The following is a 24,929-nucleotide window of genomic DNA, read 5'->3' as shown; positions in this document are numbered from 1 at the left end:
TAAACATTGGGTTTTTTACTCAGGTAAGCGTTGTGACTCGCTTGACAAGCTTTTCCTCCGCTCCGTAAACTCCTTTGAGTGGGAATTTGTGGGGCAAAGTGGTAATGAGGGGAGAGACTGGCATGTTCCGGGGAGCAACGTTAGTCAATCTCGACAGTAAAGGGCGCTTATCTGTGCCTACCCGTTACCGGGATCAACTGATCGAGAGTGCTACCGGTCAAATGGTTTGTACCATTGACATCCATCACCCGTGCCTGCTGCTTTACCCCCTGCCTGAATGGGAAATTATCGAGCAAAAATTATCGCGTCTGTCGAGCATGAACCCGGTAGAACGCCGTGTGCAGCGTTTACTGTTGGGGCATGCCAGTGAATGTCAGATGGACAGTGCCGGGCGATTGTTGGTGGCGCCTGTCCTGCGGCAACATGCCGGGCTGACAAAAGAAGTGATGCTGGTTGGACAGTTTAATAAGTTTGAACTGTGGGATGAAACGACCTGGTATCAACAGGTCAAGGAAGATATCGACGCTGAGCAGAGTGCGACCGGGACGTTGTCGGAGCGCCTGCAGGACTTGTCTCTATAAGATGATGGAAAATTTTAAACACACCACGGTGCTGCTGGACGAGGCCGTAAACGGTCTCAATATTCGTCCTGATGGCATCTACATTGATGGAACATTTGGTCGCGGTGGTCACTCGCGTCTCATTCTCTCGCAGCTTGGCGAAGAGGGACGTCTGCTGGCAATCGATCGCGATCCGCAGGCGATCGCCGTCGCCCAGACCATCAATGATCCTCGCTTCTCCATCATTCATGGACCTTTCTCCGCGCTGGCTGACTATGTTGGCGAGCGCGAACTGACCGGCAAGATCGACGGGATTCTTCTCGATCTTGGCGTCTCTTCACCGCAGCTTGACGACGCTGAGCGCGGTTTCTCTTTCATGCGTGACGGCCCGCTGGATATGCGCATGGATCCCACTCGCGGCCAGTCGGCTGCTGAATGGCTGCAAACCGCAGAAGAAGCCGATATCGCCTGGGTGCTGAAAACCTTTGGCGAAGAGCGTTTTGCCAAACGTATTGCCCGCGCCATCGTTGAGCGCAACCGCGAACAGCCCATGACCCGCACGAAAGAACTGGCGGAAGTGGTCGCGGCGGCAACGCCGGTGAAAGACAAATTCAAACATCCCGCGACCCGTACCTTCCAGGCGGTGCGCATCTGGGTGAACAGTGAACTGGAGGAGATAGAGCAGGCGCTAAAAAGCTCGCTCAGCGTGCTGGCCCCGGGGGGGCGGCTTTCTGTCATCAGTTTCCACTCGCTGGAAGACCGCATTGTGAAACGCTTTATGCGTGAGCAAAGCCGTGGTCCGCAGGTTCCGGCAGGATTACCGATGACGGAAGAGCAGCTCAAAAAACTGGGCGGTCGTGAGCTAAGAGCATTAGGCAAGTTGATGCCGGGTGAAGAAGAGGTTGCAGAGAATCCTCGTGCCCGTAGTTCAGTTCTGCGTATTGCAGAGAGGACGAACGCATGATCAGCAGAGTGACAGAGGCCCTCAGCAAAGTTAAGGGATCGATTGGAAGCAACGAGCGCCATGCTTTGCCTGGCGTGATCGGTGACGATCTTTTGCGATTTGGGAAGCTGCCACTCTGCCTGTTCATTTGCATCATTGTGACGGCGGTGACGGTGGTAACAACCGCGCACCACACACGATTACTGACTGCGCAACGCGAACAACTGGTTCTGGAGCGCGATGCGCTGGATATCGAGTGGCGCAACCTGATTCTTGAGGAGAATGCCCTCGGCGATCATAGCCGGGTTGAACGGATCGCAACGGAGAAGCTGCAAATGCAGCATGTTGATCCCTCACAAGAAAATATCGTAGTGCAAAAATAAGGAAAAACGCGACGCATGAAAGCAGCGGCAAAAACGCTAAAACCAAAACGTCAGGAAGAACAGGCCAACTTTATCAGTTGGCGTTTTGCGTTGCTGTGCGGCTGCATTTTACTGGCGCTGGGGTTCTTGCTGGGCCGCGTCGCCTGGCTGCAGATTATCGCGCCGGACATGCTGGTCCGTCAGGGCGACATGCGTTCGCTTCGCGTACAGGAAGTGGCAACGTCGCGCGGTATGATCACCGACCGTTCGGGCCGTCCGCTGGCCGTCAGCGTACCGGTGAAAGCTATCTGGGCCGATCCAAAAGAGGTGCATGAAGCCGGGGGCATTACCGTTGGCGACCGCTGGAGAGCGCTCTCCACCGCCCTGAATATTCCCCTCGATCAACTGTCTGCCCGGATCAACGCCAACCCAAAAGGGCGTTTTATCTATCTGGCGCGTCAGTTAAACCCGGATATGGCGGATTACATCAAAAAGCTAAAGCTGCCGGGTATTTATCTGCGCGAAGAGTCCCGTCGTTACTATCCTTCCGGCGAAGTGACCGCTCACCTCATTGGTTTTACCAACGTGGATAGCCAGGGGATTGAAGGCGTTGAGAAGAGTTTTGACAAATGGCTCACCGGTCAACCGGGCGAGCGTATTGTGCGTAAAGACCGCTACGGTCGCGTCATTGAAGATATCTCTTCTACCGACAGCCAGGCGGCGCATAACCTCGCGCTGAGCATTGATGAACGCCTACAGGCGCTGGTGTATCGCGAACTGAACAATGCGGTGGCGTTTAACAAGGCAGAATCCGGGAGCGCGGTGCTGGTTGATGTGAGTACCGGCGAAGTGCTGGCAATGGCGAACAGCCCGTCCTATAACCCGAACAACCTGAGCGGCACGCCAAAAGACGCGATGCGTAACCGTACCATTACCGACGTTTTCGAGCCGGGTTCTACCGTCAAACCGATGGTGGTGATGACCGCGCTCCAGCGCGGCGTGGTGCGGGAAAACAGTGTGCTCAATACCGTTCCCTACCGAATTAACGGCCACGAAATCAAAGACGTGGCGCGCTACAGCGAATTGACCCTGACCGGGGTTTTACAGAAGTCGAGTAACGTCGGTGTTTCTAAGCTGGCGTTAGCGATGCCGTCCTCAGCGTTAGTAGATACTTACTCACGTTTTGGGCTAGGAAAGGCGACCAATTTGGGGTTGGTCGGAGAACGCAGTGGCTTATATCCTCAAAAACAACGGTGGTCTGACATAGAGAGGGCCACCTTCTCTTTCGGCTACGGGCTAATGGTAACCCCGTTACAGTTAGCGCGAGTCTACGCAACGATTGGCAGCTATGGCGTTTATCGTCCGCTGTCGATTACCAAAGTGGATCCCCCGGTTCCCGGCGAGCGCATTTTCCCGGAATCGACCGTACGTACCGTTGTGCACATGATGGAAAGCGTGGCGTTGCCGGGCGGCGGTGGGGTGAAGGCGGCGATTAAAGGTTATCGCATCGCCATTAAAACCGGTACCGCGAAGAAAGTTGGTCCGGATGGCCGCTATATCAACAAATACATTGCTTATACCGCAGGCGTTGCGCCTGCGAGTCAGCCGCGCTTCGCGCTGGTTGTTGTTATCAACGATCCGCAGGCGGGTAAATACTACGGCGGCGCCGTTTCCGCGCCGGTATTCGGTGCCATCATGGGCGGCGTTCTGCGCACCATGAACATCGAACCGGATGCGCTGGCAACGGGCGAAAAAAGTGAATTCGTAATTAATCAAGGCGAGGGAACAGGTGGCAGATCGTAATTTGCGCGACCTTCTTGCTCCGTGGGTATCAGGTTTACCTGCGCGAGAACTGCGAGAGATGACACTCGACAGCCGTGTGGCTGCGGCGGGCGATCTCTTTGTGGCAGTGAAAGGTCATCAGGCGGACGGGCGTCGATATATCCCGCAGGCGATAGCGCAAGGTGTGGCTGCCATTATTGCAGAGGCAAAAGACGAGGCAACCGACGGTGAAGTGCGTGAAATGCACGGCGTACCGGTTATCTATCTCAGCCAGCTTAACGAGCGTTTATCTGCGTTGGCGGGCCGCTTCTATCACGAGCCATCTGAAAACATGCGTCTGGTCGGCGTCACCGGCACGAACGGTAAAACCACCACGACCCAACTGCTGGCGCAGTGGAGCCAACTGCTCGGCGAAACTAGCGCAGTGATGGGCACGGTAGGCAACGGCCTGCTCGGTAAAGTGATCCCAACGGAAAATACCACCGGCTCGGCCGTAGACGTTCAGCAGGTGCTGTCGGGGCTGGTTGATCAGGGTGCGACTCTGTGCGCGATGGAAGTCTCTTCCCACGGTCTGGTGCAGCATCGCGTCGCGGCGCTGAAATTTGCCGCCTCGGTGTTTACCAATTTAAGCCGTGACCATCTGGATTATCATGGCGATATGGAGCATTACGAAGCCGCGAAATGGCTACTTTTCTCCACGCACCGTTGTGGGCAGGCAATTATCAACGCGGATGATGAAGTCGGTCGCCGTTGGCTGGCGAAACTGCCGGATGCCGTGGCCGTCTCAATGGAAGATCATATCAACCCTAACTGTCATGGCCGGTGGCTGAAGGCCGTTGAGGTGAATTATCACGACAGCGGCGCGACCATCCGCTTCGCCTCAAGCTGGGGCGAGGGTGAAATTGAAAGCCGTCTGATGGGCGCGTTTAACGTCAGTAATCTGTTGCTGGCGCTGGCCACGCTGCTGGCGCTGGGCTATCCACTGGCTGACTTGTTGAAAACTGCTGCGCGTCTGCAACCCGTTTGCGGGCGTATGGAAGTCTTTAGCGCGCCGGGTAAAACCACCGTGGTTGTCGATTATGCCCATACCCCTGATGCGCTGGAAAAAGCGCTACAGGCGGCGCGTCTGCACTGCACCGGGCAACTCTGGTGCGTCTTTGGCTGCGGCGGCGATCGTGACAAAGGGAAGCGCCCACTGATGGGGGCGATTGCCGAAGAGTTCGCTGATGTTGTGGTCGTAACGGACGACAACCCGCGTACTGAAGAGCCGCGCGCCATTATCGACGACATTCTGGCAGGTATGCTGGATGCTGGTCGTGCAAAAGTGATGGAAGGCCGTGCCGAAGCGGTGACCAACGCCATTATGCAGGCGAAAGATAACGATGTCGTGCTGGTGGCAGGTAAAGGGCACGAGGATTACCAGATTGTCGGTACGCAGCGTCTCGACTATTCCGACCGCGTAACTGCGGCGCGCCTGCTGGGGGTGATCGCATGATTCGCGTAACGCTCAGCCAACTCGCCGGTATTCTCGGCGGCGAACTGAAAGGGGACGATCTGTCCCTCGATGCCGTCACCACCGATACGCGTAAGCTGACGCCGGGCTGCCTGTTTGTGGCGCTCAAAGGCGAACGTTTTGATGCTCACGATTTTGCCGAACAGGCAAAAGAGGGGGGGGCGGGCGCACTCTTGGTTAGCCGTCCGCTGGCGGTTGATTTGCCACAGGTGATTGTGCAAGACACCCGTCTGGCCTTCGGCGAACTGGCTGCGTGGGTTCGCGCTCAGGTTCCGGCACGCGTGGTGGCGTTAACCGGCTCGTCCGGTAAAACCTCTGTGAAAGAGATGACGGCGGCGATTCTCAGCCAGTGTGGCAATACGCTCTATACCGCAGGCAACCTGAATAACGACATTGGCGTACCGATGACGCTGCTGCGCTTAACCCAGGAATATGACTATGCGGTCATTGAGTTAGGTGCCAACCACCAGGGCGAAATCGCCTGGACCGTCAGCCTGACGCGTCCGGAAGCGGCACTGGTCAACAACCTGGCGGCGGCGCATCTGGAAGGCTTCGGTTCGCTGGCGGGAGTGGCGAAGGCGAAGGGCGAAATTTTTACCGGTCTGCCTGAAAACGGCATTGCCATTATGAATGCCGATAACAATGACTGGTTGAACTGGCAGAACATTATCGGCGATCGAAAAGTCTGGCGTTTTTCACCGAATGCTACCAACAGCGATTTCACTGCCACCAATGTCCATGTGACGTCACATGGCACCGAATTTTTACTGCAAACGCCTGGCGGAAGCATTGATGTACTGCTGCCATTGCCCGGACGTCACAATATCGCCAATGCCCTGGCGGCGGCAGCGTTGTCGATGGCTGTTGGTGCGACGCTGGAGGCGATCAAAACCGGTCTGGCAAATTTAAAAGCGGTACCGGGCCGTCTGTTCCCTGTCCAGTTAGCGGAAAACCAACTGCTGCTTGATGATTCGTATAACGCCAACGTCGGGTCAATGACCGCCGCGGTACAGGTGCTGTCCGAAATGCCGGGTTACCGTGTGCTGATTGTCGGCGATATGGCCGAACTGGGCGCAGAAAGCGAAGCCTGCCACGTGCAGGTCGGTGAGGCGGCGAAAGCGGCAGGCATCGACTGCGTATTGAGTTCAGGGAAACTGAGCAAGGCTATCAGCGATGCGAGTGGCGTCGGCGAACATTTTGCGGATAAAGCCGCGCTGATCGCGCGTCTGCAGACGCTGATTGCAGAGCAACAGATAATTACCATTTTGGTGAAAGGTTCACGTAGTGCCGCCATGGAAGAGGTCGTACGCGCATTACAGGAGAAAGGATCATGCTAGTTTGGCTGGCCGAACATTTGGTCAAATATTATTCCGGCTTTAACGTCTTTTCCTATCTGACGTTTCGCGCCATTGTCAGCCTGCTGACCGCACTGTTCATCTCATTGTGGATGGGCCCGCGCATGATCGCCCGTCTGCAAAAACTCTCCTTCGGTCAGGTTGTACGTAACGATGGTCCGGAGTCCCACTTCAGCAAGCGCGGCACGCCGACGATGGGTGGGATCATGATCCTGACGGCGATCGTTATTTCCGTTCTGCTGTGGGCCTACCCGTCAAACCCGTACGTCTGGTGCGTATTGGTGGTATTGATTGGTTACGGCATTATCGGCTTCGTCGATGACTACCGCAAAGTGGTCCGCAAAGACACCAAAGGCCTGATTGCGCGCTGGAAATATTTCTGGATGTCGGTCATTGCGCTGGGTGTTGCTTTCGCACTGTACCTCGCCGGGAAAGACACGCCAGCGACAGAGCTGGTGGTGCCGTTCTTCAAAGACGTCATGCCGCAGTTGGGGCTGTTCTACGTTCTGCTGGCGTATTTCGTGATTGTCGGCACCGGTAATGCGGTGAACCTGACTGACGGTCTGGATGGTCTGGCGATTATGCCAACCGTCTTCGTCGCGGGGGGATTCGCGCTGGTGGCGTGGGCGACCGGTAACATGAATTTTGCCAACTATCTGCATATTCCGTACTTACGTCATGCCGGCGAACTGGTAATCGTCTGTACGGCGATTGTCGGCGCGGGCTTAGGATTTCTGTGGTTTAACACCTATCCGGCGCAGGTCTTCATGGGCGACGTCGGATCGCTGGCGCTGGGCGGCGCGCTTGGCATTATCGCCGTGCTGCTGCGTCAGGAGTTCCTGCTGGTGATCATGGGTGGGGTATTTGTCGTGGAGACCTTGTCGGTGATATTGCAGGTCGGTTCCTTCAAGTTGCGCGGGCAGCGTATCTTCCGCATGGCGCCGATTCATCACCACTATGAACTGAAAGGCTGGCCGGAACCGCGCGTGATTGTGCGCTTCTGGATTATTTCGCTGATGCTGGTCCTGATTGGCCTGGCAACGCTGAAGGTACGTTAATCATGGCTGATTACCAGGGTAAAAACGTCGTCATTATCGGTCTGGGATTAACCGGACTCTCTTGCGTGGACTTTTTCCTCGCTCGTGGCGTAACCCCTCGCGTGATGGATACCCGTGCGACACCGCCGGGACTGGATAAGTTACCGGAGGCAGTAGAGCGTCATGTCGGCAGTCTGAATGACGACTGGCTGCTGGCGGCGGATCTGATTGTGGCAAGCCCTGGTATCGCCCTCGCGCATCCGTCACTGAGCGCAGCGGCTGATGCGGGCGTTGAGATTGTTGGCGATATCGAGTTGTTTTGCCGTGAAGCGCAGGCACCGATTGTGGCGATCACCGGTTCGAACGGGAAAAGCACCGTCACGACGCTGGTAGGTGAAATGGCGAAAGCGGCAGGTGTGAACGTCGGCGTTGGCGGCAACATTGGCCTGCCCGCCTTGATGCTGCTGGATGCAGAACGCGAACTGTATGTCCTTGAACTCTCCAGCTTCCAGCTGGAAACCACGTTCAGCCTGCAGGCGGCCGCGGCCACTATTCTGAACGTTACTGAAGATCACATGGACCGGTATCCGTTTGGTTTACAACAGTATCGCGCGGCAAAACTGCGCGTTTACGAGAATGCGAAAGTCTGTGTGGTCAATGCCGATGATGCGTTGACGATGCCGATTCGTGGAGCCGATGCGCGTTGTGTGAGCTTTGGCGTCAACATGGGCGATTATCACCTTAACCGTCAGCAGGGCGAGACCTGGCTGCGGGTGAAGGGTGAGAAAGTGCTGAACGTGAAAGAGATGAAGCTTTCCGGCCAGCATAACTACACCAACGCGCTGGCGGCGCTGGCGCTGGCGGATGCGGCAGGTTTACCGCGCGCCAGCAGCCTGAAAGCGCTGACGACGTTCACCGGTCTGGCGCATCGGTTCCAGTTAGCGCTGGATCATAACGGTGTGCGCTGGATTAACGACTCGAAAGCGACCAACGTCGGCAGCACCGAAGCGGCGCTGAACGGCCTGCATGTTGATGGCACGCTGCATCTGTTGCTGGGCGGCGATGGTAAATCGGCGGACTTCTCTTCGCTGAGTCGTTATCTGGAAGGCGATCGCGTGCGGTTGTACTGTTTTGGTCGGGATGGCGCGCAACTGGCGGCGCTGCGCCCGGAAATTGCGGAACAAACCGAGACGATGGAAGAGGCGATGCGCCTGCTGGCGCCGCGCGTGAAGTCAGGCGATATGGTGCTGTTGTCTCCGGCCTGCGCCAGCCTCGATCAGTTTAAGAATTTTGAGCAACGGGGTGATGTCTTTACCCGTCTGGCGAAGGAGCTGGGTTGATGCGTTTATCTCTCCCTCGCCTGAGACTGCCGCGCCTGCCGGGATTTGGCATCCTGGGATGGATCTTTGCGGCGCTTAAAGGCTGGGTGATGGCCTCACGGGACAAAGATTCTGACAGTCTGATCATGTACGATCGCGTGCTGCTATGGCTGACGTTAGGCCTTGCGGCGATCGGTTTCATCATGGTGACGTCGGCATCCATGCCCGTTGGGCAGCGTCTGGCGGGCGATCCGTTTCTGTTTGCCAAGCGTGATGCGCTCTATATTTTTCTGGCATTTTGTCTGGCGATGATCACGCTGCGTCTGCCGATGGAGTTCTGGCAGAAATACAGTACCACGATGCTGATCGCCTCGATCATCATGCTGTTGATCGTGCTGGTAGTAGGGAGTTCGGTGAACGGCGCATCGCGTTGGATTGCATTAGGTCCTCTGCGTATTCAGCCTGCGGAATTTACCAAGCTGTCGCTGTTCTGCTATCTGGCGAACTACCTGGTGCGCAAGGTTGACGAAGTTCGTAATAACCTGCGCGGCTTTTTAAAGCCGATGGGCGTGATTCTGGTACTGGCGATCCTGCTGCTGGCGCAACCTGACCTCGGTACGGTGGTCGTGCTGTTCGTGACCACGCTGGCGATGCTGTTTCTGGCTGGGGCAAAGTTGTGGCAGTTCATTGCCATTATCGGCATGGGGATTTCTGCGGTCGTACTGCTGATTCTCGCCGAACCGTATCGTATTCGCCGCGTAACCTCGTTCTGGAACCCGTGGGAAGATCCGTTTGGTAGCGGATACCAGCTTACCCAGTCACTGATGGCATTCGGTCGCGGTGAAATGTGGGGGCAGGGGCTGGGCAACTCGGTACAGAAACTGGAGTATCTGCCGGAAGCGCATACGGACTTTATCTTCGCCATCATTGGGGAAGAACTGGGTTATATCGGTGTGGTATTGGCGCTTTTAATGGTATTCTTCGTCGCTTTTCGCGCGATGTCGATTGGCCGCAAAGCGCTGGAGATCGACCACCGTTTTTCCGGATTTTTGGCCTGTTCCATCGGTATCTGGTTTAGTTTTCAGGCTCTGGTGAACGTCGGTGCGGCGGCAGGCATGCTGCCAACTAAAGGTCTGACACTGCCGCTCATCAGTTATGGTGGCTCGAGTTTGCTGATTATGTCGACGGCCATCATGTTTTTGTTGCGAATTGATTATGAAACGCGCCTGGAAAAAGCACAGGCGTTTACACGAGGTTCACGATGAGTGGTCAAGCGAAGCGGTTAATGGTGATGGCGGGCGGTACCGGCGGGCACGTGTTCCCGGGACTGGCGGTCGCGCACCATTTAATGTCCCAGGGCTGGGAAGTTCGCTGGCTGGGTACCGCAGATCGTATGGAAGCGGATTTAGTCCCTAAGCATGGCATCGATATTGACTTCATCCGTATCTCCGGATTGCGCGGAAAAGGCGTGAAAGCGCTGTTGGCCGCCCCTTTGCGTATTTTCAACGCATGGCGTCAGGCGCGCGCAATCATGAAAAGTTTTAACCCCGATGTGGTGCTGGGGATGGGCGGGTATGTTTCCGGTCCCGGCGGTCTGGCCGCGTGGTCACTGGGCATTCCAGTCGTGTTGCACGAGCAAAATGGTATCGCCGGGTTAACGAATAAATGGCTGGCGAGAATTGCTACCAAGGTCATGCAGGCGTTTCCTGGCGCGTTTCCGAATGCGGAAGTGGTCGGGAACCCGGTACGTACAGACGTGCTGGCGCTGCCGTTGCCGCAGGATCGTCTTGCCGGACGCGAAGGTCCGATTCGTGTGCTGGTGGTCGGCGGATCGCAGGGCGCTCGCGTGCTGAACCAGACCCTGCCGCAGGTTGCCGCCAGACTGGGTGATGCGGTGACTATCTGGCATCAGAGCGGGAAAGGCGCGCAGCAGACCGTAGAACAGGCCTATGCCGACGTGGGGCAACCCCAGCATAAGGTAACGGAATTTATTGATGACATGGCGGCCGCCTACGCGTGGGCCGATGTGGTGGTCTGTCGTTCTGGCGCATTGACGGTAAGTGAGATTGCCGCCGCCGGTTTACCGGCGCTGTTTGTGCCGTTTCAACATAAAGACCGACAGCAGTACTGGAATGCGCTGCCGCTGGAAAAAGCGGGCGCAGCCAAAATTCTCGAGCAGCCGCAGTTTACTGTGGATGCCGTCGCTAGCACCCTGTCCGGGTGGTCGCGAGAAAGTTTGTTAACCATGGCAGAACGTGCCCGCGCTGCATCCATTCCGGATGCCACCGAGCGTGTCGCAAATGAAGTGATCCGGGCTGCCCGGGCGTAATTGTAGCGGTGCCTTTTGCATCGCCTGAATTGAGAAGTGAATGGCGTAAAGAATGAATACACAACAACTGGCAAAACTGCGTTCTATCGTGCCCGAAATGCGTCGCGTTCGGCACATCCACTTTGTCGGCATCGGTGGTGCCGGAATGGGCGGTATTGCCGAAGTTCTGGCCAATGAAGGGTATCAGATCAGTGGTTCAGATTTAGCGCCTAACCCGGTGACGCAGCAGTTGACGAACCTGGGAGCAACGATTTATTTCAACCATCGCCCGGAAAACGTGCGAGATGCGAGTGTGGTTGTGGTCTCCAGCGCCATCTCGGCTGATAACCCGGAGATTGTGGCGGCGCATGAAGCGCGCATCCCAGTGATCCGCCGCGCGGAGATGCTGGCGGAGCTGATGCGTTTTCGTCATGGCATCGCGATTGCCGGGACGCACGGTAAAACGACCACCACCGCGATGGTCTCCAGTATTTACGCGGAAGCAGGACTGGATCCCACTTTCGTTAACGGGGGTCTGGTGAAAGCGGCAGGCGTGCATGCGCGTCTGGGCCATAGCCGTTACTTAATTGCGGAAGCGGATGAGAGCGACGCGTCATTCCTTCATCTGCAGCCGATGGTGGCGATTGTCACCAACATCGAAGCCGACCACATGGATACCTACCATGGCGATTTCGAAAATTTAAAGCAGACGTTTATTAATTTCCTGCACAACCTGCCGTTTTATGGTCGTGCGGTGATGTGTGTTGACGATCCGGTGATCCGCGAGCTCTTGCCGCGTGTGGGCCGTCAGACCACTACTTATGGCTTTAGCGATGACGCAGACGTTCGCGTCGAAGATTATCAGCAGGTGGGCCCGCAAGGGCACTTCACCCTGCTGCGCCAGGGGATGCAAGACCTGCGCGTCACGTTGAATGCGCCAGGTCGCCATAACGCCCTGAACGCGGCGGCGGCCGTGGCAGTTGCGACGGAAGAAGGTATTGCAGACGATGCGATCCTGCGTGCGTTGGAAAGCTTCCAGGGGACCGGGCGGCGCTTCGACTTCCTCGGTGAGTACCCGCTCGAGCCGGTGAACGGTAAAGCCGGTACGGCAATGCTGGTGGATGATTACGGGCATCACCCGACGGAAGTGGATGCGACCATTAAAGCGGCGCGGGCGGGATGGCCGGACAAAAATCTGGTGATGCTGTTTCAGCCACACCGTTTCACGCGTACGCGTGATCTGTATGACGACTTTGCCAACGTGCTGACCCAGGTTGATGCGTTGCTGATGCTGGATGTCTACGCAGCAGGTGAAGCGCCGATTCCAGGAGCGGACAGCCGTTCACTGTGCCGCACTATTCGTGGTCGCGGTAAAATCGACCCGATTCTGGTTTCCGATCCGGCGCAGGTCGCAGAAATGCTGGCACCGGTATTAACCGGTAACGATTTGATTCTGGTACAGGGCGCGGGAAATATCGGCAAAATCGCGCGTTCCTTAGCCGAAATCAAACTGAAGCCGCAAATTCAGGAGGACGAACAACATGGCTGATAAAATCGCGGTCCTGCTGGGCGGTACCTCTGCTGAACGTGATGTGTCGCTGAATTCCGGCGCAGCAGTGTTGGCCGGATTACGGGAAGGCGGCGTGGATGCACATCCGGTCGACCCGAAAGAGGTCGACGTGACGCTGCTGAAATCAATGGGCTTTCAGAAAGTCTTTATCGCCCTGCATGGCCGTGGTGGGGAAGACGGAACCTTACAGGGACTGCTGGAGCTGGTTGGTTTGCCTTATACCGGCAGCGGCGTGATGGCATCGGCGATCTCCATGGATAAACTGCGCAGCAAGCTGCTGTGGCAGGGGGCGGGATTACCTGTCGCGCCATGGGTCGCGCTGACGCGATCTCAGTTTGAAAAAGGTCTTGATGAAGAACTGGTTAAGCAAATTTCTGCGCTGGGTTTACCGCTGATTGTGAAGCCCAGCCGTGAAGGCTCCAGTGTGGGAATGTCGAAAGTGTCAGAATATGACACTTTACAGGATGCATTAACGCTGGCATTTCAGCATGATGAAGAAGTTCTGATCGAGAAATGGCTCAGCGGTCCGGAATTTACGGTCGCGATACTGGGTGAAGAAATTTTACCCGCAATTCGTATCCAACCTGCCGGAACCTTCTATGATTATGAGGCGAAGTATCTGTCTGATGAGACACAGTATTTCTGCCCTGCAGGTCTGGAAAGCGAGCAAGAAGATATTTTACAGGCAGTCGTGCTGAAAGCATGGACAACCCTGGGCTGTAAAGGCTGGGGTCGCATTGACGTCATGCTGGATAACGATGGCCAGTTTTATCTGCTGGAAGCGAATACCTCTCCGGGTATGACCAGCCACAGCCTGGTGCCGATGGCGGCGCGTCAGGCGGGGATGAGTTTCTCGCAGTTGGTGGTACGAATTCTGGAGTTGGCGGACTGATATGTCGCAGGCTGCGCTGAACACGCGAAACAGTGATGAAGAGGTTTCTTCCTCACGTCGCAATAATGGAACGCGTCTTGCAGGTATTTTCTTCCTGCTGACGGTGCTGTGTACCGTGCTGGTCAGCGGCTGGGTGGTGTTGGGGTGGATGGAAGATGCACAGCGTTTGCCGCTGTCAAAGCTGGTGTTAACCGGTGAGCGCCATTACACGAAGAATGATGATATTCGCCAGTCGATTCTGGCGCTGGGTGCGCCCGGCACCTTTATGACCCAGGACGTGAATATCATCCAGAGTCAGATCGAACGCTTGCCGTGGATCAAGCAGGCCAGCGTCAGAAAGCAATGGCCCGATGAATTGAAGATTCATCTGGTTGAATATGTGCCGATTGCGCGTTGGAATGATCAGCATATGGTGGACGCCGAAGGAAATGCCTTCAGCGTGCCGGCCGATCGCACCAGCAAGCAGGTTTTACCCATGTTATCTGGCCCCGAAGGCAGCGCGAGTGAAGTGTTGCAGGGGTATCGTGACATGTCGCAGGTGTTGGCGAAGGACCGGTTTACCCTGAAGGAGGCGGCAATGACCGCTCGTCGTTCCTGGCAGTTGACGCTTAATAACGATATTAAGCTCAATCTTGGCAGGGGTGACACGATGAAACGTTTGGCTCGCTTTGTAGAACTGTATCCGGTTTTACAGCAGCAGGCGCAAACCGATGGCAAACGGATTAGCTACGTTGATTTGCGTTATGACTCAGGAGCGGCAGTAGGGTGGGTTCCCTTGCCTCCTGAGGAATCTAATCAGCAACAGAATCAGGTACAGGCAGAACAACAATGATCAAGGCGACGGACAGAAAACTGGTAGTTGGACTGGAGATTGGCACCGCGAAGGTCGCCGCTTTAGTAGGGGAAGTTCTGCCCGACGGTATGGTCAATATCATTGGCGTGGGCAGTTGCCCATCACGGGGGATGGATAAAGGCGGGGTGAACGACCTCGAATCCGTGGTGAAATGCGTACAGCGCGCCATTGACCAGGCAGAACTGATGGCAGATTGCCAAATCTCCTCGGTCTATCTGGCGCTTTCGGGCAAACACATTAGCTGTCAGAATGAAATCGGCATGGTGCCGATTTCGGAAGAAGAAGTGACGCAGGAAGACGTGGAAAACGTCGTGCATACCGCGAAATCAGTGCGCGTTCGCGATGAGCACCGTGTGTTGCACGTCATCCCGCAGGAATATGCGATTGACTATCAGGAAGGGATTAAAAACCCGGTCGGTCTTTCCGGTGTTCGTATGCAGGCAAAAGTGCATTTGATCACCTGCCACAACGATATGGCGAAGAACATTGTTAAAGCTGTGGAACGTTGTGGCCTGAAAGTTGACCAACTGATATTCGCCGGACTGGCGGCCAGTTATTCCGTCTTGACGGAAGATGAACGTGAACTGGGCGTCTGCGTCGTCGATATTGGTGGTGGTACAATGGACATCGCCGTTTATACTGGCGGGGCGTTGCGCCACACCAAAGTGATCCCTTATGCAGGGAATGTGGTCACCAGCGACATCGCGTATGCCTTCGGTACGCCGCCGAGCGACGCCGAAGCGATTAAAGTTCGCCACGGCTGCGCGCTGGGATCCATCGTCGGGAAAGACGAAAGCGTTGAAGTGCCAAGCGTGGGTGGGCGTCCGCCGCGCAGTCTGCAACGACAGACGCTGGCAGAGGTGATTGAGCCGCGTTATACCGAACTGCTCAACCTGGTCAACGAAGAGATATTGCAATTACAGGAACAGCTTCGCCAGCAGGGTGTGAAACATCATCTGGCGGCGGGGATTGTACTGACCGGTGGCGCGGCGCAAATTGAAGGTCTTGCCGCCTGTGCCCAGCGCGTGTTCCATACGCAAGTGCGTATCGGCGCGCCGCTGAATATTACCGGTCTGACGGATTACGCTCAGGAGCCGTATTACTCAACGGCGGTGGGGCTGCTTCACTACGGGAAAGAGTCCCACTTAAGTGGTGAAGCTGAAGTAGAAAAGCGTGTTACGGCTTCAGTTGGCTCTTGGATTAAACGTCTTAATAGCTGGCTGCGAAAAGAGTTTTAATTTTTTATGAGGCCGGCGAAAATTACGGCCTCAGGCGACAGGCACAACGGAGAGAGAAACTATGTTTGAACCTATGGAACTGACCAACGACGCGGTGATTAAAGTCATCGGCGTCGGTGGCGGCGGCGGTAACGCCGTTGAACACATGGTGCGCGAGCGCATTGAGGGTGTTGAATTCTTCGCGGTAAATACCGACGCTCAGGCGTTGCGCAAGACGGCGGTTGGCCAGACTATTCAGATCGGTAGTGGTATTACCAAAGGTCTGGGAGCGGGTGCGAACCCGGAAGTCGGTCGCAATGCAGCAGACGAAGATCGTGAAGCTTTGCGTGCAGCGCTTGACGGTGCAGACATGGTGTTTATCGCAGCAGGCATGGGCGGCGGTACCGGTACCGGTGCAGCGCCAGTGGTTGCTGAAGTAGCTAAAGATTTAGGGATCCTGACCGTTGCGGTCGTGACCAAGCCTTTCAATTTTGAAGGCAAAAAGCGTATGGCTTTCGCGGAGCAGGGGATCACTGAGCTGTCCAAGCATGTGGACTCGCTGATCACCATCCCGAACGACAAACTGCTGAAAGTGCTGGGTCGTGGTATCTCCCTGCTCGACGCGTTTGGCGCGGCGAACGACGTGCTGAAAGGCGCTGTTCAGGGCATCGCGGAACTGATTACCCGTCCGGGCCTGATGAACGTCGACTTTGCTGACGTGCGCACCGTGATGTCCGAAATGGGCTACGCAATGATGGGCTCTGGTGTGGCGAGCGGTGAAGACCGTGCAGAAGAAGCTGCTGAAATGGCGATCTCGTCTCCGCTGCTGGAAGATATCGATCTGTCTGGCGCGCGTGGCGTACTGGTCAACATCACGGCGGGCTTCGACCTGCGTCTGGATGAGTTCGAAACCGTGGGTAACACCATCCGTGCCTTTGCATCGGATAACGCGACCGTGGTGATTGGTACCTCTCTGGACCCGGATATGAACGACGAGCTGCGCGTGACCGTTGTTGCTACCGGTATCGGTATGGACAAGCGTCCTGAAATCACCCTGGTCACCAACAAACAGGTGCAGCAGCCGGTGATGGATCGTTACCAGCAGCATGGCATGGCGCCGTTGACGCAAGAGCAGAAACCGGTCGCGAAAGTGGTGAACGATAATACGCCGCAAACCGCGAAAGAGCCGGATTATCTGGATATCCCTGCGTTCCTGCGCAAGCAAGCCGATTAAGAATTGGCTGGAATTTGGGATTCGAGGCTCTTTGTGCTAAACTGGCCCACCGAATGTATAGTACACTTCGGTTGGATAGGTAATTTGGCGAGATTATACGATGATCAAACAAAGGACACTTAAACGTATCGTTCAGGCGACTGGTGTCGGTTTACATACCGGCAAGAAAGTCACCCTGACATTACGCCCTGCGCCGGCCAACACCGGGGTCATCTATCGTCGCACCGACTTGAATCCACCGGTAGATTTCCCGGCCGATGCCAAATCTGTGCGTGATACCATGCTCTGTACATGTCTGGTTAATGAGCATGATGTACGGATTTCAACCGTTGAGCACCTTAACGCTGCTCTGGCGGGTTTGGGTATCGATAACATTGTTATCGAAGTCGATGCTCCGGAAATCCCGATCATGGATGGCAGTGCTGCTCCGTTCGTCTACCTGCTGCTTGATGCCGGTATTGAAGAACTGAACAGTGCCAAGAAATTTGTTCGCATCAAAGAGACCGTTCGGGTCGAAGATGGCGACAAGTGGGCTGAGTTCAGACCGTACAATGGTTTTACGTTGGATTTCACCATCGACTTTAACCATCCGGCGATCGACTCCAGCACTCAGCGCTATGCGATGAATTTCTCTGCTGATGCGTTCATGCGCCAGATCAGCCGCGCGCGTACTTTCGGTTTCATGCGTGATATCGAATATCTGCAGTCCCGTGGCTTGTGCCTGGGCGGCAGCTTCGATTGTGCCATCGTTGTTGACGATTATCGCGTACTGAACGAAGACGGCCTGCGTTTTGAAGATGAATTCGTTCGTCACAAAATGCTCGACGCCATTGGCGACCTGTTCATGTGTGGTCACAACATTATCGGTGCATTTACCGCGTACAAATCCGGACATGCGCTGAATAACAAACTGCTACAGGCTATTCTGGCAAAACAGGAAGCCTGGGAATATGTGACCTTCCAGGACGACGCAGAACTGCCGCTGGCTTTCAAAGCGCCTTCTACCGTACTGGCATAACGACACAGGTTGTCGCATAAATTCGACTGGTTAATCTGGCACTCTCTCCGGCCAGGTAAGCCAGTCGTTTTTTTTGACATTTTCTTCCCTGCCTGTTGGCAAAAGTGCCTTTCGGTTGTGTTCTTTCGCGTACTGAATCGCGATGCCGTGCGAACGCTGCTTTCTTAAGCACTTTTGCCTGTAACTTCTCATCAATACTGCTGTAGTGCCTGCGCATTAATGATAAGATTTGTGCGCAAAAAACGTTTTGAATAACACGATTGGGATGGCAATAACGTGAGTGGAATACTGACGCGCTGGCGACAGTTAGGTAGACGCTACTTCTGGCCGCATCTCTTATTTGGGATGGTCGCGGCGAGTTTTGGCTTGCCCGCGCTCGGAAATACCGTTGAGCCAACAACGCCGGCAAAGGCGACAGCCAGTAGCCATGAACAGCGCGTTAGAGTTAATTTCAGCCAACTGGCGCTGCTGGAAGCGAGCAATCGTCGCCCCAATTTCACCGTCGATTACTGGCATCAGCATGCTATTCGTACGGTCATCCGTCATCTTTCCTTCGCAATGGCACCGCAGGCGCTGCCCGTTGCTGAAGAACCGTTACCGCTTCAGGCACACCATTTAGCCTTACTGAACACGCTCAGCGCGATGCTGACGCAGGAAGGTACGCCTCCGGCAAGTGTGTCGCGCGTAACGTATGCCCATTTTACGCCTCAGGCCGTATTCACCGTTCCCGCCTGGATCAGCCAGGCGCAGGGGATCCGTGCCGGCCCTCAACGCCTCAGCTAAAAAACCCAATAAACTTCAATACATTATTATGACCCCACATCGCGGGGCGTTTGAGATTTCAATATGCTAATCAAATTATTAACGAAAGTATTCGGTAGCCGTAACGATCGTACGTTACGTCGTATGCGTAAAGCGGTTGCAGTGATCAATGCCATGGAACCGGAGATGGAAAAACTCTCCGATGACGAACTGAAAGCGAAAACCGGTGAATTCCGTGCGCGTCTGGAAAAAGGCGAAAGCGTGGAGAGTCTGATCCCGGAAGCGTTTGCTGTCGTACGTGAAGCCAGTAAGCGCGTTTTCGGCATGCGTCACTTCGACGTTCAGTTGCTCGGTGGGATGGTCCTTAACGATCGCTGCATCGCGGAAATGCGTACCGGTGAAGGTAAAACCCTGACTGCAACGCTGCCAGCTTACCTGAACGCACTAAGCGGCAAAGGTGTTCACGTGGTTACCGTGAACGACTATCTGGCGCAGCGTGACGCCGAAAACAACCGTCCGCTGTTCGAATTCCTCGGTATGACCGTCGGGATCAACCTGCCGGGTATGCCTGCGCCAGCCAAGCGCGAAGCCTACGCCGCCGACATTACTTATGGCACCAATAACGAATATGGCTTTGACTACCTGCGTGACAACATGGCGTTCAGCCCTGAAGAACGCGTACAGCGTAAACTGCACTATGCGCTGGTGGATGAGGTCGACTCCATCCTCATCGATGAGGCGCGCACGCCGCTGATCATTTCCGGCCCGGCTGAAGACAGCTCGGAAATGTACAAGAAAGTGAACAAAATCATCCCGCACCTGATTCGTCAGGAAAAAGAAGATTCTGACAGCTTCCAGGGTGAAGGTCACTTCTCTGTGGATGAAAAAGCGCGCCAGGTTAACCTGACTGAACGTGGTCTGGTACTGATTGAAGAACTGCTGGTGAAAGAAGGCATCATGGATGAAGGCGAGTCTCTGTACTCTCCGGGCAACATTATGCTGATGCACCACGTGACCGCAGCGCTGCGCGCGCACGCGCTGTTCACCCGCGACGTTGACTACATCGTAAAAGACGGCGAAGTCATCATCGTTGACGAACATACCGGTCGTACCATGCAGGGCCGTCGCTGGTCTGATGGTCTGCACCAGGCTGTTGAAGCGAAAGAGGGCGTGGATATCCAGAACGAGAACCAGACGCTGGCCTCGATCACCTTCCAGAACTACTTCCGTCTGTATGAAAAACTGGCCGGTATGACCGGTACGGCAGATACCGAAGCGTTCGAATTTAGCTCAATCTATAAACTGGATACCGTAGTGGTGCCGACCAACCGTCCGATGATCCGTAAAGATATGCCGGATCTGGTCTACATGACCGAAGCGGAAAAAATTCAGGCCATTATTGAAGATATTAAAGAGCGTACCGCCAATGGTCAGCCGGTACTGGTGGGGACTATCTCCATTGAGAAATCCGAAGTGGTTTCTAACGAACTGACCAAAGCGGGCATCAAGCACAACGTTCTGAACGCAAAATTCCACGCCAACGAAGCGGCCATCGTCGCGCAGGCGGGCTATCCGGCGGCGGTAACCATCGCCACCAACATGGCTGGTCGTGGTACCGATATTGTGCTGGGCGGTAGCTGGCAGGCTGAAGTGGCCGCGCTGGAAAACCCAACGCCAGAACAGATTGCACAGATTAAAGCCGACTGGCAGGTTCGCCACGAAGCGGTGCTGGCGTCCGGTGGTCTGCACATCATCGGTACTGAGCGTCATGAATCTCGCCGTATCGATAACCAGTTGCGTGGTCGTTCCGGTCGTCAGGGTGATGCGGGTTCTTCGCGTTTCTACCTGTCAATGGAAGATGCGTTGATGCGTATTTTTGCCTCTGACCGCGTGTCCGGCATGATGCGTAAACTGGGGATGAAACCGGGCGAGGCCATTGAGCACCCGTGGGTCACCAAAGCGATTGCTAACGCGCAGCGTAAAGTGGAAAGCCGCAACTTCGATATTCGTAAGCAACTGCTGGAATACGATGATGTTGCCAACGATCAGCGTCGTGCGATCTATACCCAGCGTAACGAACTGTTGGATGTAAGCGACGTTAGTGAAACTATCAACAGCATTCGTGAAGACGTGTTCAAAGCCACGATTGATGCTTACATTCCGCCGCAGTCTCTGGAAGAAATGTGGGATATCCCGGGTCTGCAGGAACGCCTGAAAAATGACTTCGATCTGGAGATGCCGATCGCAGAATGGCTGGATAAAGAACCAGAACTGCATGAAGAGACACTGCGTGAGCGTATTCTGGCGCAGGCCATCGACGTGTATCAGCGCAAAGAAGAAGTGGTTGGCGCAGAGATGATGCGTCACTTCGAAAAAGGCGTCATGCTGCAAACGCTTGATTCCCTGTGGAAAGAGCACCTGGCGGCGATGGATTACCTGCGTCAGGGCATCCATCTGCGTGGCTATGCGCAGAAAGATCCGAAGCAGGAATATAAGCGCGAATCCTTCTCGATGTTTGCCTCTATGCTGGAATCACTGAAATACGAAGTGATCAGTACGCTGAGCAAAGTTCAGGTTCGCATGCCGGAAGAAGTTGAAGCCATGGAGCAGCAGCGTCGTGAAGAGGCGGAGCGTTTAGCGCAGATGCAACAGCTCAGCCATCAGGACGACGACAGCGCTGCGGCGGCCGATCTGGCGGCACAAACGGGCGAGCGTAAAGTAGGTCGTAACGATCCGTGCCCGTGTGGTTCTGGTAAAAAATACAAACAGTGCCACGGCCGTCTGAGCTAAGATCTGCATAATAACGATGTCTGAAGGCGCAGGAAACTGCGCCTTTTTTATGGGTACGACAATATGAAAAAACTGAACATCGCGGTCGGGATTATTCGTAATCCGTATAACGAAATCTTTATCACCCAGCGTGCGGCCGACGCGCATATGGCGAATAAACTGGAATTTCCAGGCGGAAAGATTGAGGCGGGAGAGACGCCGGAGCAGGCGCTGAGCCGCGAGCTACAGGAAGAGGTGGGCATTACGCCGGTAGGTGCCACGCTTTTCGAGAAGCTGGAGTATCAGTTTCCGGACAGGCATATCACGCTGTGGTTCTGGCTGGTGGAAAGCTGGAAAGGTGAACCGTGGGGAAAAGAGGGGCAGCCTGGAAAATGGATTGCCGCCGGGATGTTGCAGGCGGAGGATTTCCCTCCGGCGAATGCGCCCGTGATTGCGAAGTTAAAACAAAACCTGTAGGCCGGATGAGGCGACGCCGACATCCGGTAACGCGCGGTGGGGGCGTATGATCCCCCAGACCGTCTCTGTTTACTCTTTCGTTTCGCTCCAGTCGTCGCTGTCGGAAAGATCGCCGCTGCTGGCAATGCGTTTCTCTTCAGCGGCCCATTCACCTAAATCGATCAACTGACAACGTTTGGAACAAAACGGACGGAATGGACTGACTTCACCCCATACAACCGTTTTGCCACAGGTGGGGCAATTTACGGTGATCGTCTCAGACATCTTAACTCCTTAACAGCAGGCCAGTTCGAAATCGAGGCGCTCAGGCACCACGCCATTGTCGCTATCGAGCGGCATAAAACGGATCGCAAAACGGCTCTTGTGGCCGGAAATTTGCGGATAAAGCTGTAAACCCAACGGCAACTGCAGGCGCAGTAAGTCTGCGTCTTCCCCGTTGTCCTGATAAAAGCCGTTCAGGCTGGTTTGTTTACGAAACGGTGCCGAGTTACGAATTAAATCAAGGATCAGAGTTAGCGCCTGAGTCAGCGGGTGCAGGCTGGCAAGCCAGCTATCGACCTGCGCATCGCGCTGTGCCTGTGGCATATGCAGCCAGATATGCAGCGTCGGTAAATCAAAGCTGCAACAACCGCCGGGAATACTCAGACGCTGGCGGACCAGGGCAATCAGCCGATCCTCACGTAAAAATTGTCCCATGCGCGGCGCGGAAATCAAAATACTGCCGGCCGTTTTTAACTGCTGGCGCAGAGCATCAATACGGCTCTGGTCGACGCCCGGGACTTCTGTCCATGCCTGAAGTTTACGCTGCTGGCGCTCAAGCTCTTTCAGTAATTCTGTACGCACTTCACCACGTTCGAATACGTCCAACAAATCTCCGGCATTGCGAAAGAAATGCAGAGCATCTGAACTCTCTGCAATCGGTAAGCGTGCAGAGAGTTGTTGAACCAAAAACTCAATGCGCAACCACGTGCGCATCTTCTCATTGAGAGGGTGTTCAAAAAGGACCTGGGTGTGCATTACGGTTTTTCCTGTGAGACAAACTGCGACGCAAGCTGGAGATAACGTGCGTGCAGGCGGGCGACATCCGACATGATGGAATCTGGTGCGCCATTATTATCAATAACATCGTCTGCCACGGCAAGGCGTGCTTCACGCGTCGCCTGAGCAGCGAGAATCTGTTCAACGTGTGCGCGCGTAACGTCATCGCGCTGCATGGTCCGGGCAAGCTGCGTCTCGGGGGTGACATCCACCACGAGCACGCGATTGGCCTGGCGATAAAGGCCGTTTTCAACCAGTAATGGCACCACCCACAGCACATATGCAGACGTCGCCTGTTGCAACTGACGTTGGGTCTCCTGCTGGATGAGCGGATGAAGCAAGGCACCGAGCCAGGCCTTCTCTTGCGGATCAGCAAAAATCCGTTCGCGAAGCAGTCGACGATGCAGCGTGCCGTCTGCGGCAATCAGTTCAGGGCCAAAATGTGCCGCAATCGCATCCAGCGCAGGCTTGCCCGGTTCGACCACCTGGCGGGCAATAATATCGGCGTCAATTATCTGAATTCCGAGGTCAGCAAAGGCATTCGCAACGGTGCTTTTACCACTGCCAATGCCGCCAGTTAAGGCTACTGTATACCTCATAAGCTCGGTTCCCGGGAATTCATTATGATAATCAATTGGTTGAAAGTTGAACGTACACTGGCGATGATGACTCTGGGCGTGCCCGCTATTCGCCAGGTAAATTTATGGGATTGTAGCGTAAAAAAAGAGAATTTCGCAGTCTTGCGCGGCATTGATTAGTGCGTATGATAGCGTCACTGGAGTTGCGCTCTCATACTAATAGCCCTTAACCCCAGGAATCCGCACATGCGTATTGAAGAAGATCTGAAGTTAGGTTTTAAAGACGTTCTTATCCGCCCTAAGCGTTCTACCCTTAAAAGTCGTTCCGATGTTGAGCTGGAACGTCAATTCACCTTTAAACATTCAGGTCAGACCTGGTCCGGCGTACCTATTATTGCTGCCAACATGGATACCGTCGGGACATTTGCGATGGCAACGGCTCTTGCCTCTTTCGATGTGCTGACCGCCGTTCATAAGCATTACACCGTTGAAGACTGGACGGCTTTTGTGAGCTCGGCATCAGCCGATGTACTCAAGCACGTCATGGTCTCTACCGGTACGTCCGATGCGGATTTCGAGAAGACCAAACAGATTCTGGCGTTGGATCCGGCACTGAACTTTGTCTGCATCGATGTTGCCAATGGCTACTCCGAACACTTTGTTCAGTTCGTGTCGAAAGCGCGTGAAGCCTGGCCGACCAAAACCATCTGCGCCGGTAATGTGGTCACGGGCGAAATGTGTGAGGAACTGGTTCTGTCTGGCGCGGATATCGTTAAAGTCGGTATTGGTCCGGGCTCTGTCTGCACTACGCGTGTGAAAACCGGTGTTGGTTATCCGCAACTGTCTGCGGTGATCGAGTGTGCTGATGCGGCGCACGGTCTGGGTGGAATGATTGTCAGCGATGGCGGTTGTACCATGCCTGGTGATGTGGCGAAAGCATTCGGTGGCGGCGCTGATTTCGTGATGCTTGGCGGTATGCTGGCCGGTCACGAAGAGAGTGGCGGTAAAATCGTTGAAGAAAACGGCGAAAAATTCATGCTGTTCTACGGCATGAGCTCTGAATCCGCCATGACCCGTCATGTCGGCGGCGTTGCGCAGTATCGCGCTGCGGAAGGGAAAACCGTCAAGCTGCCGCTGCGTGGCCCGGTGGAGAACACCGCGCGTGATATTCTCGGCGGCCTGCGTTCAGCCTGTACCTACGTCGGTGCCTCTCGTTTGAAAGAGCTGACCAAACGTACGACGTTTATCCGGGTTCAGGAACAAGAAAACCGCGTTTTCAATAGCCTGTAACCCTCCCCAGGAACTGGCGCTGCATTGAGCGCCAGTTCTGCTGTCGACTTCC

24 protein-coding genes are annotated in these 24,929 nt (G+C 55.1%); 21 read left to right on the top strand and 3 right to left on the bottom strand.

The window, feature by feature from the left end:
- Nucleotides 1–122: 122 nt before the first annotated feature.
- The 19 genes from mraZ to mutT all read left to right on the top strand — a co-directional run bounded on the left by mraZ (nt 123) and on the right by mutT (nt 21,971).
- Entirely contained in the window at nt 123–581 is a 459-nt protein-coding gene (gene mraZ, locus C2U53_RS04480; protein ID WP_044255498.1) for a division/cell wall cluster transcriptional repressor MraZ, read from the top strand.
- A gap of 1 nt (nt 582) precedes the next feature.
- Nucleotides 583–1,524 carry a 16S rRNA (cytosine(1402)-N(4))-methyltransferase RsmH gene (gene rsmH, locus C2U53_RS04475; RefSeq protein WP_044255494.1) on the top strand — a complete coding sequence of 314 codons (942 nt, stop codon included), beginning with the start codon at nt 583–585 and terminating at the stop codon, nt 1,522–1,524.
- Entirely contained in the window at nt 1,521–1,886 is a 366-nt protein-coding gene (ftsL, locus tag C2U53_RS04470; protein ID WP_012904474.1) for a cell division protein FtsL, read from the top strand. Before rsmH ends, ftsL begins: the two co-directional genes overlap by 4 nt.
- Nucleotides 1,887–1,901: 15 nt before the next feature.
- Nucleotides 1,902–3,668: a peptidoglycan glycosyltransferase FtsI gene (gene ftsI / locus C2U53_RS04465; RefSeq protein WP_042997941.1), complete on the top strand. Its 1,767-nt coding sequence runs from the start codon at nt 1,902–1,904 to the stop codon at nt 3,666–3,668.
- Nucleotides 3,655–5,142 (top strand): UDP-N-acetylmuramoyl-L-alanyl-D-glutamate--2,6-diaminopimelate ligase, encoded by a 1,488-nt coding sequence (gene murE / locus C2U53_RS04460; RefSeq protein ID WP_104445668.1) that lies wholly within the window; start codon nt 3,655–3,657, stop codon nt 5,140–5,142. Before ftsI ends, murE begins: the two co-directional genes overlap by 14 nt.
- The gene (murF, locus tag C2U53_RS04455) at nt 5,139–6,497 is read left to right on the top strand and encodes a UDP-N-acetylmuramoyl-tripeptide--D-alanyl-D-alanine ligase (RefSeq protein ID WP_104445667.1); all 1,359 of its coding nucleotides are present in this window, start codon (nt 5,139–5,141) and stop codon (nt 6,495–6,497) included. Before murE ends, murF begins: the two co-directional genes overlap by 4 nt.
- Entirely contained in the window at nt 6,491–7,573 is a 1,083-nt protein-coding gene (mraY, locus tag C2U53_RS04450) for a phospho-N-acetylmuramoyl-pentapeptide-transferase (protein ID WP_042997938.1), read from the top strand. Before murF ends, mraY begins: the two co-directional genes overlap by 7 nt.
- Nucleotides 7,574–7,575: 2 nt before the next feature.
- Nucleotides 7,576–8,892 carry a UDP-N-acetylmuramoyl-L-alanine--D-glutamate ligase gene (gene murD / locus C2U53_RS04445; protein ID WP_042997937.1) on the top strand — a complete coding sequence of 439 codons (1,317 nt, stop codon included), beginning with the start codon at nt 7,576–7,578 and terminating at the stop codon, nt 8,890–8,892.
- Complete coding sequence (ftsW, locus tag C2U53_RS04440; RefSeq protein WP_042997936.1) at nt 8,892–10,136, top strand: cell division protein FtsW; 1,245 nt, start codon at nt 8,892–8,894, stop codon at nt 10,134–10,136. The genes murD and ftsW overlap by 1 nt, the downstream gene beginning before the upstream one ends.
- Nucleotides 10,133–11,200, top strand: a complete 1,068-nt coding sequence (murG, locus tag C2U53_RS04435; RefSeq protein WP_042997935.1) for an undecaprenyldiphospho-muramoylpentapeptide beta-N-acetylglucosaminyltransferase — start codon at nt 10,133–10,135, stop codon at nt 11,198–11,200. Before ftsW ends, murG begins: the two co-directional genes overlap by 4 nt.
- A 52-nt stretch (nt 11,201–11,252) precedes the next feature.
- A complete protein-coding gene (murC, locus tag C2U53_RS04430) occupies nt 11,253–12,728 on the top strand; it encodes a UDP-N-acetylmuramate--L-alanine ligase (RefSeq protein WP_042997934.1) in 1,476 nt (491 codons plus the stop codon).
- Nucleotides 12,721–13,641 (top strand): D-alanine--D-alanine ligase, encoded by a 921-nt coding sequence (locus C2U53_RS04425; protein ID WP_104445666.1) that lies wholly within the window; start codon nt 12,721–12,723, stop codon nt 13,639–13,641. Before murC ends, C2U53_RS04425 begins: the two co-directional genes overlap by 8 nt.
- A gap of 1 nt (nt 13,642) precedes the next feature.
- Entirely contained in the window at nt 13,643–14,473 is an 831-nt protein-coding gene (gene ftsQ / locus C2U53_RS04420) for a cell division protein FtsQ (RefSeq protein WP_042997932.1), read from the top strand.
- Nucleotides 14,470–15,732, top strand: a complete 1,263-nt coding sequence (gene ftsA / locus C2U53_RS04415; protein ID WP_003018755.1) for a cell division protein FtsA — start codon at nt 14,470–14,472, stop codon at nt 15,730–15,732. The genes ftsQ and ftsA overlap by 4 nt, the downstream gene beginning before the upstream one ends.
- A gap of 61 nt (nt 15,733–15,793) precedes the next feature.
- Nucleotides 15,794–16,945: a cell division protein FtsZ gene (ftsZ, locus tag C2U53_RS04410; RefSeq protein WP_004857884.1), complete on the top strand. Its 1,152-nt coding sequence runs from the start codon at nt 15,794–15,796 to the stop codon at nt 16,943–16,945.
- A gap of 100 nt (nt 16,946–17,045) precedes the next feature.
- Nucleotides 17,046–17,963, top strand: a complete 918-nt coding sequence (gene lpxC / locus C2U53_RS04405) for a UDP-3-O-acyl-N-acetylglucosamine deacetylase (protein ID WP_104445665.1) — start codon at nt 17,046–17,048, stop codon at nt 17,961–17,963.
- A gap of 276 nt (nt 17,964–18,239) precedes the next feature.
- On the top strand, nt 18,240–18,746 hold the full coding sequence (gene secM, locus C2U53_RS04400; protein ID WP_042997930.1) for a secA translation cis-regulator SecM: 507 nt from the start codon (nt 18,240–18,242) through the stop codon (nt 18,744–18,746).
- Between the two features lie 63 nt (nt 18,747–18,809).
- Nucleotides 18,810–21,515, top strand: a complete 2,706-nt coding sequence (secA, locus tag C2U53_RS04395; protein WP_042997929.1) for a preprotein translocase subunit SecA — start codon at nt 18,810–18,812, stop codon at nt 21,513–21,515.
- A 63-nt stretch (nt 21,516–21,578) separates the two neighbouring features.
- Nucleotides 21,579–21,971: an 8-oxo-dGTP diphosphatase MutT gene (mutT, locus tag C2U53_RS04390; RefSeq protein ID WP_044255459.1), complete on the top strand. Its 393-nt coding sequence runs from the start codon at nt 21,579–21,581 to the stop codon at nt 21,969–21,971.
- A gap of 69 nt (nt 21,972–22,040) precedes the next feature.
- On the opposite strand, the gene yacG is transcribed toward mutT, so the two are convergent.
- From yacG to coaE, 3 genes are read right to left on the bottom strand one after another with little or no spacing between them, the layout of a single operon-like run.
- Complete coding sequence (yacG, locus tag C2U53_RS04385; protein WP_042323837.1) at nt 22,041–22,235, bottom strand: DNA gyrase inhibitor YacG; 195 nt, start codon at nt 22,233–22,235, stop codon at nt 22,041–22,043.
- Between the two features lie 9 nt (nt 22,236–22,244).
- A complete protein-coding gene (zapD, locus tag C2U53_RS04380) occupies nt 22,245–22,988 on the bottom strand; it encodes a cell division protein ZapD (RefSeq protein WP_042997926.1) in 744 nt (247 codons plus the stop codon).
- Complete coding sequence (coaE, locus tag C2U53_RS04375; protein ID WP_044255456.1) at nt 22,988–23,608, bottom strand: dephospho-CoA kinase; 621 nt, start codon at nt 23,606–23,608, stop codon at nt 22,988–22,990. Before coaE ends, zapD begins: the two co-directional genes overlap by 1 nt.
- Before the next feature lie 24 nt (nt 23,609–23,632).
- Here coaE and C2U53_RS30565 point away from each other — a divergent pair, with 24 nt between their 5' ends.
- Nucleotides 23,633–23,767 (top strand): hypothetical protein, encoded by a 135-nt coding sequence (locus C2U53_RS30565; RefSeq protein ID WP_256387529.1) that lies wholly within the window; start codon nt 23,633–23,635, stop codon nt 23,765–23,767.
- 66 nt (nt 23,768–23,833) lie between these two features.
- Entirely contained in the window at nt 23,834–24,877 is a 1,044-nt protein-coding gene (locus C2U53_RS04370; protein ID WP_042997924.1) for a GMP reductase, read from the top strand.
- Nucleotides 24,878–24,929 lie beyond the last annotated feature (52 nt).

The sequence above is a fragment of the Citrobacter sp. CFNIH10 genome (assembly GCF_002934585.1).
Classification (GTDB): domain Bacteria; phylum Pseudomonadota; class Gammaproteobacteria; order Enterobacterales; family Enterobacteriaceae; genus Citrobacter_A; species Citrobacter_A amalonaticus.
This window is presented reverse-complemented; position numbering and strand designations above follow the sequence as displayed.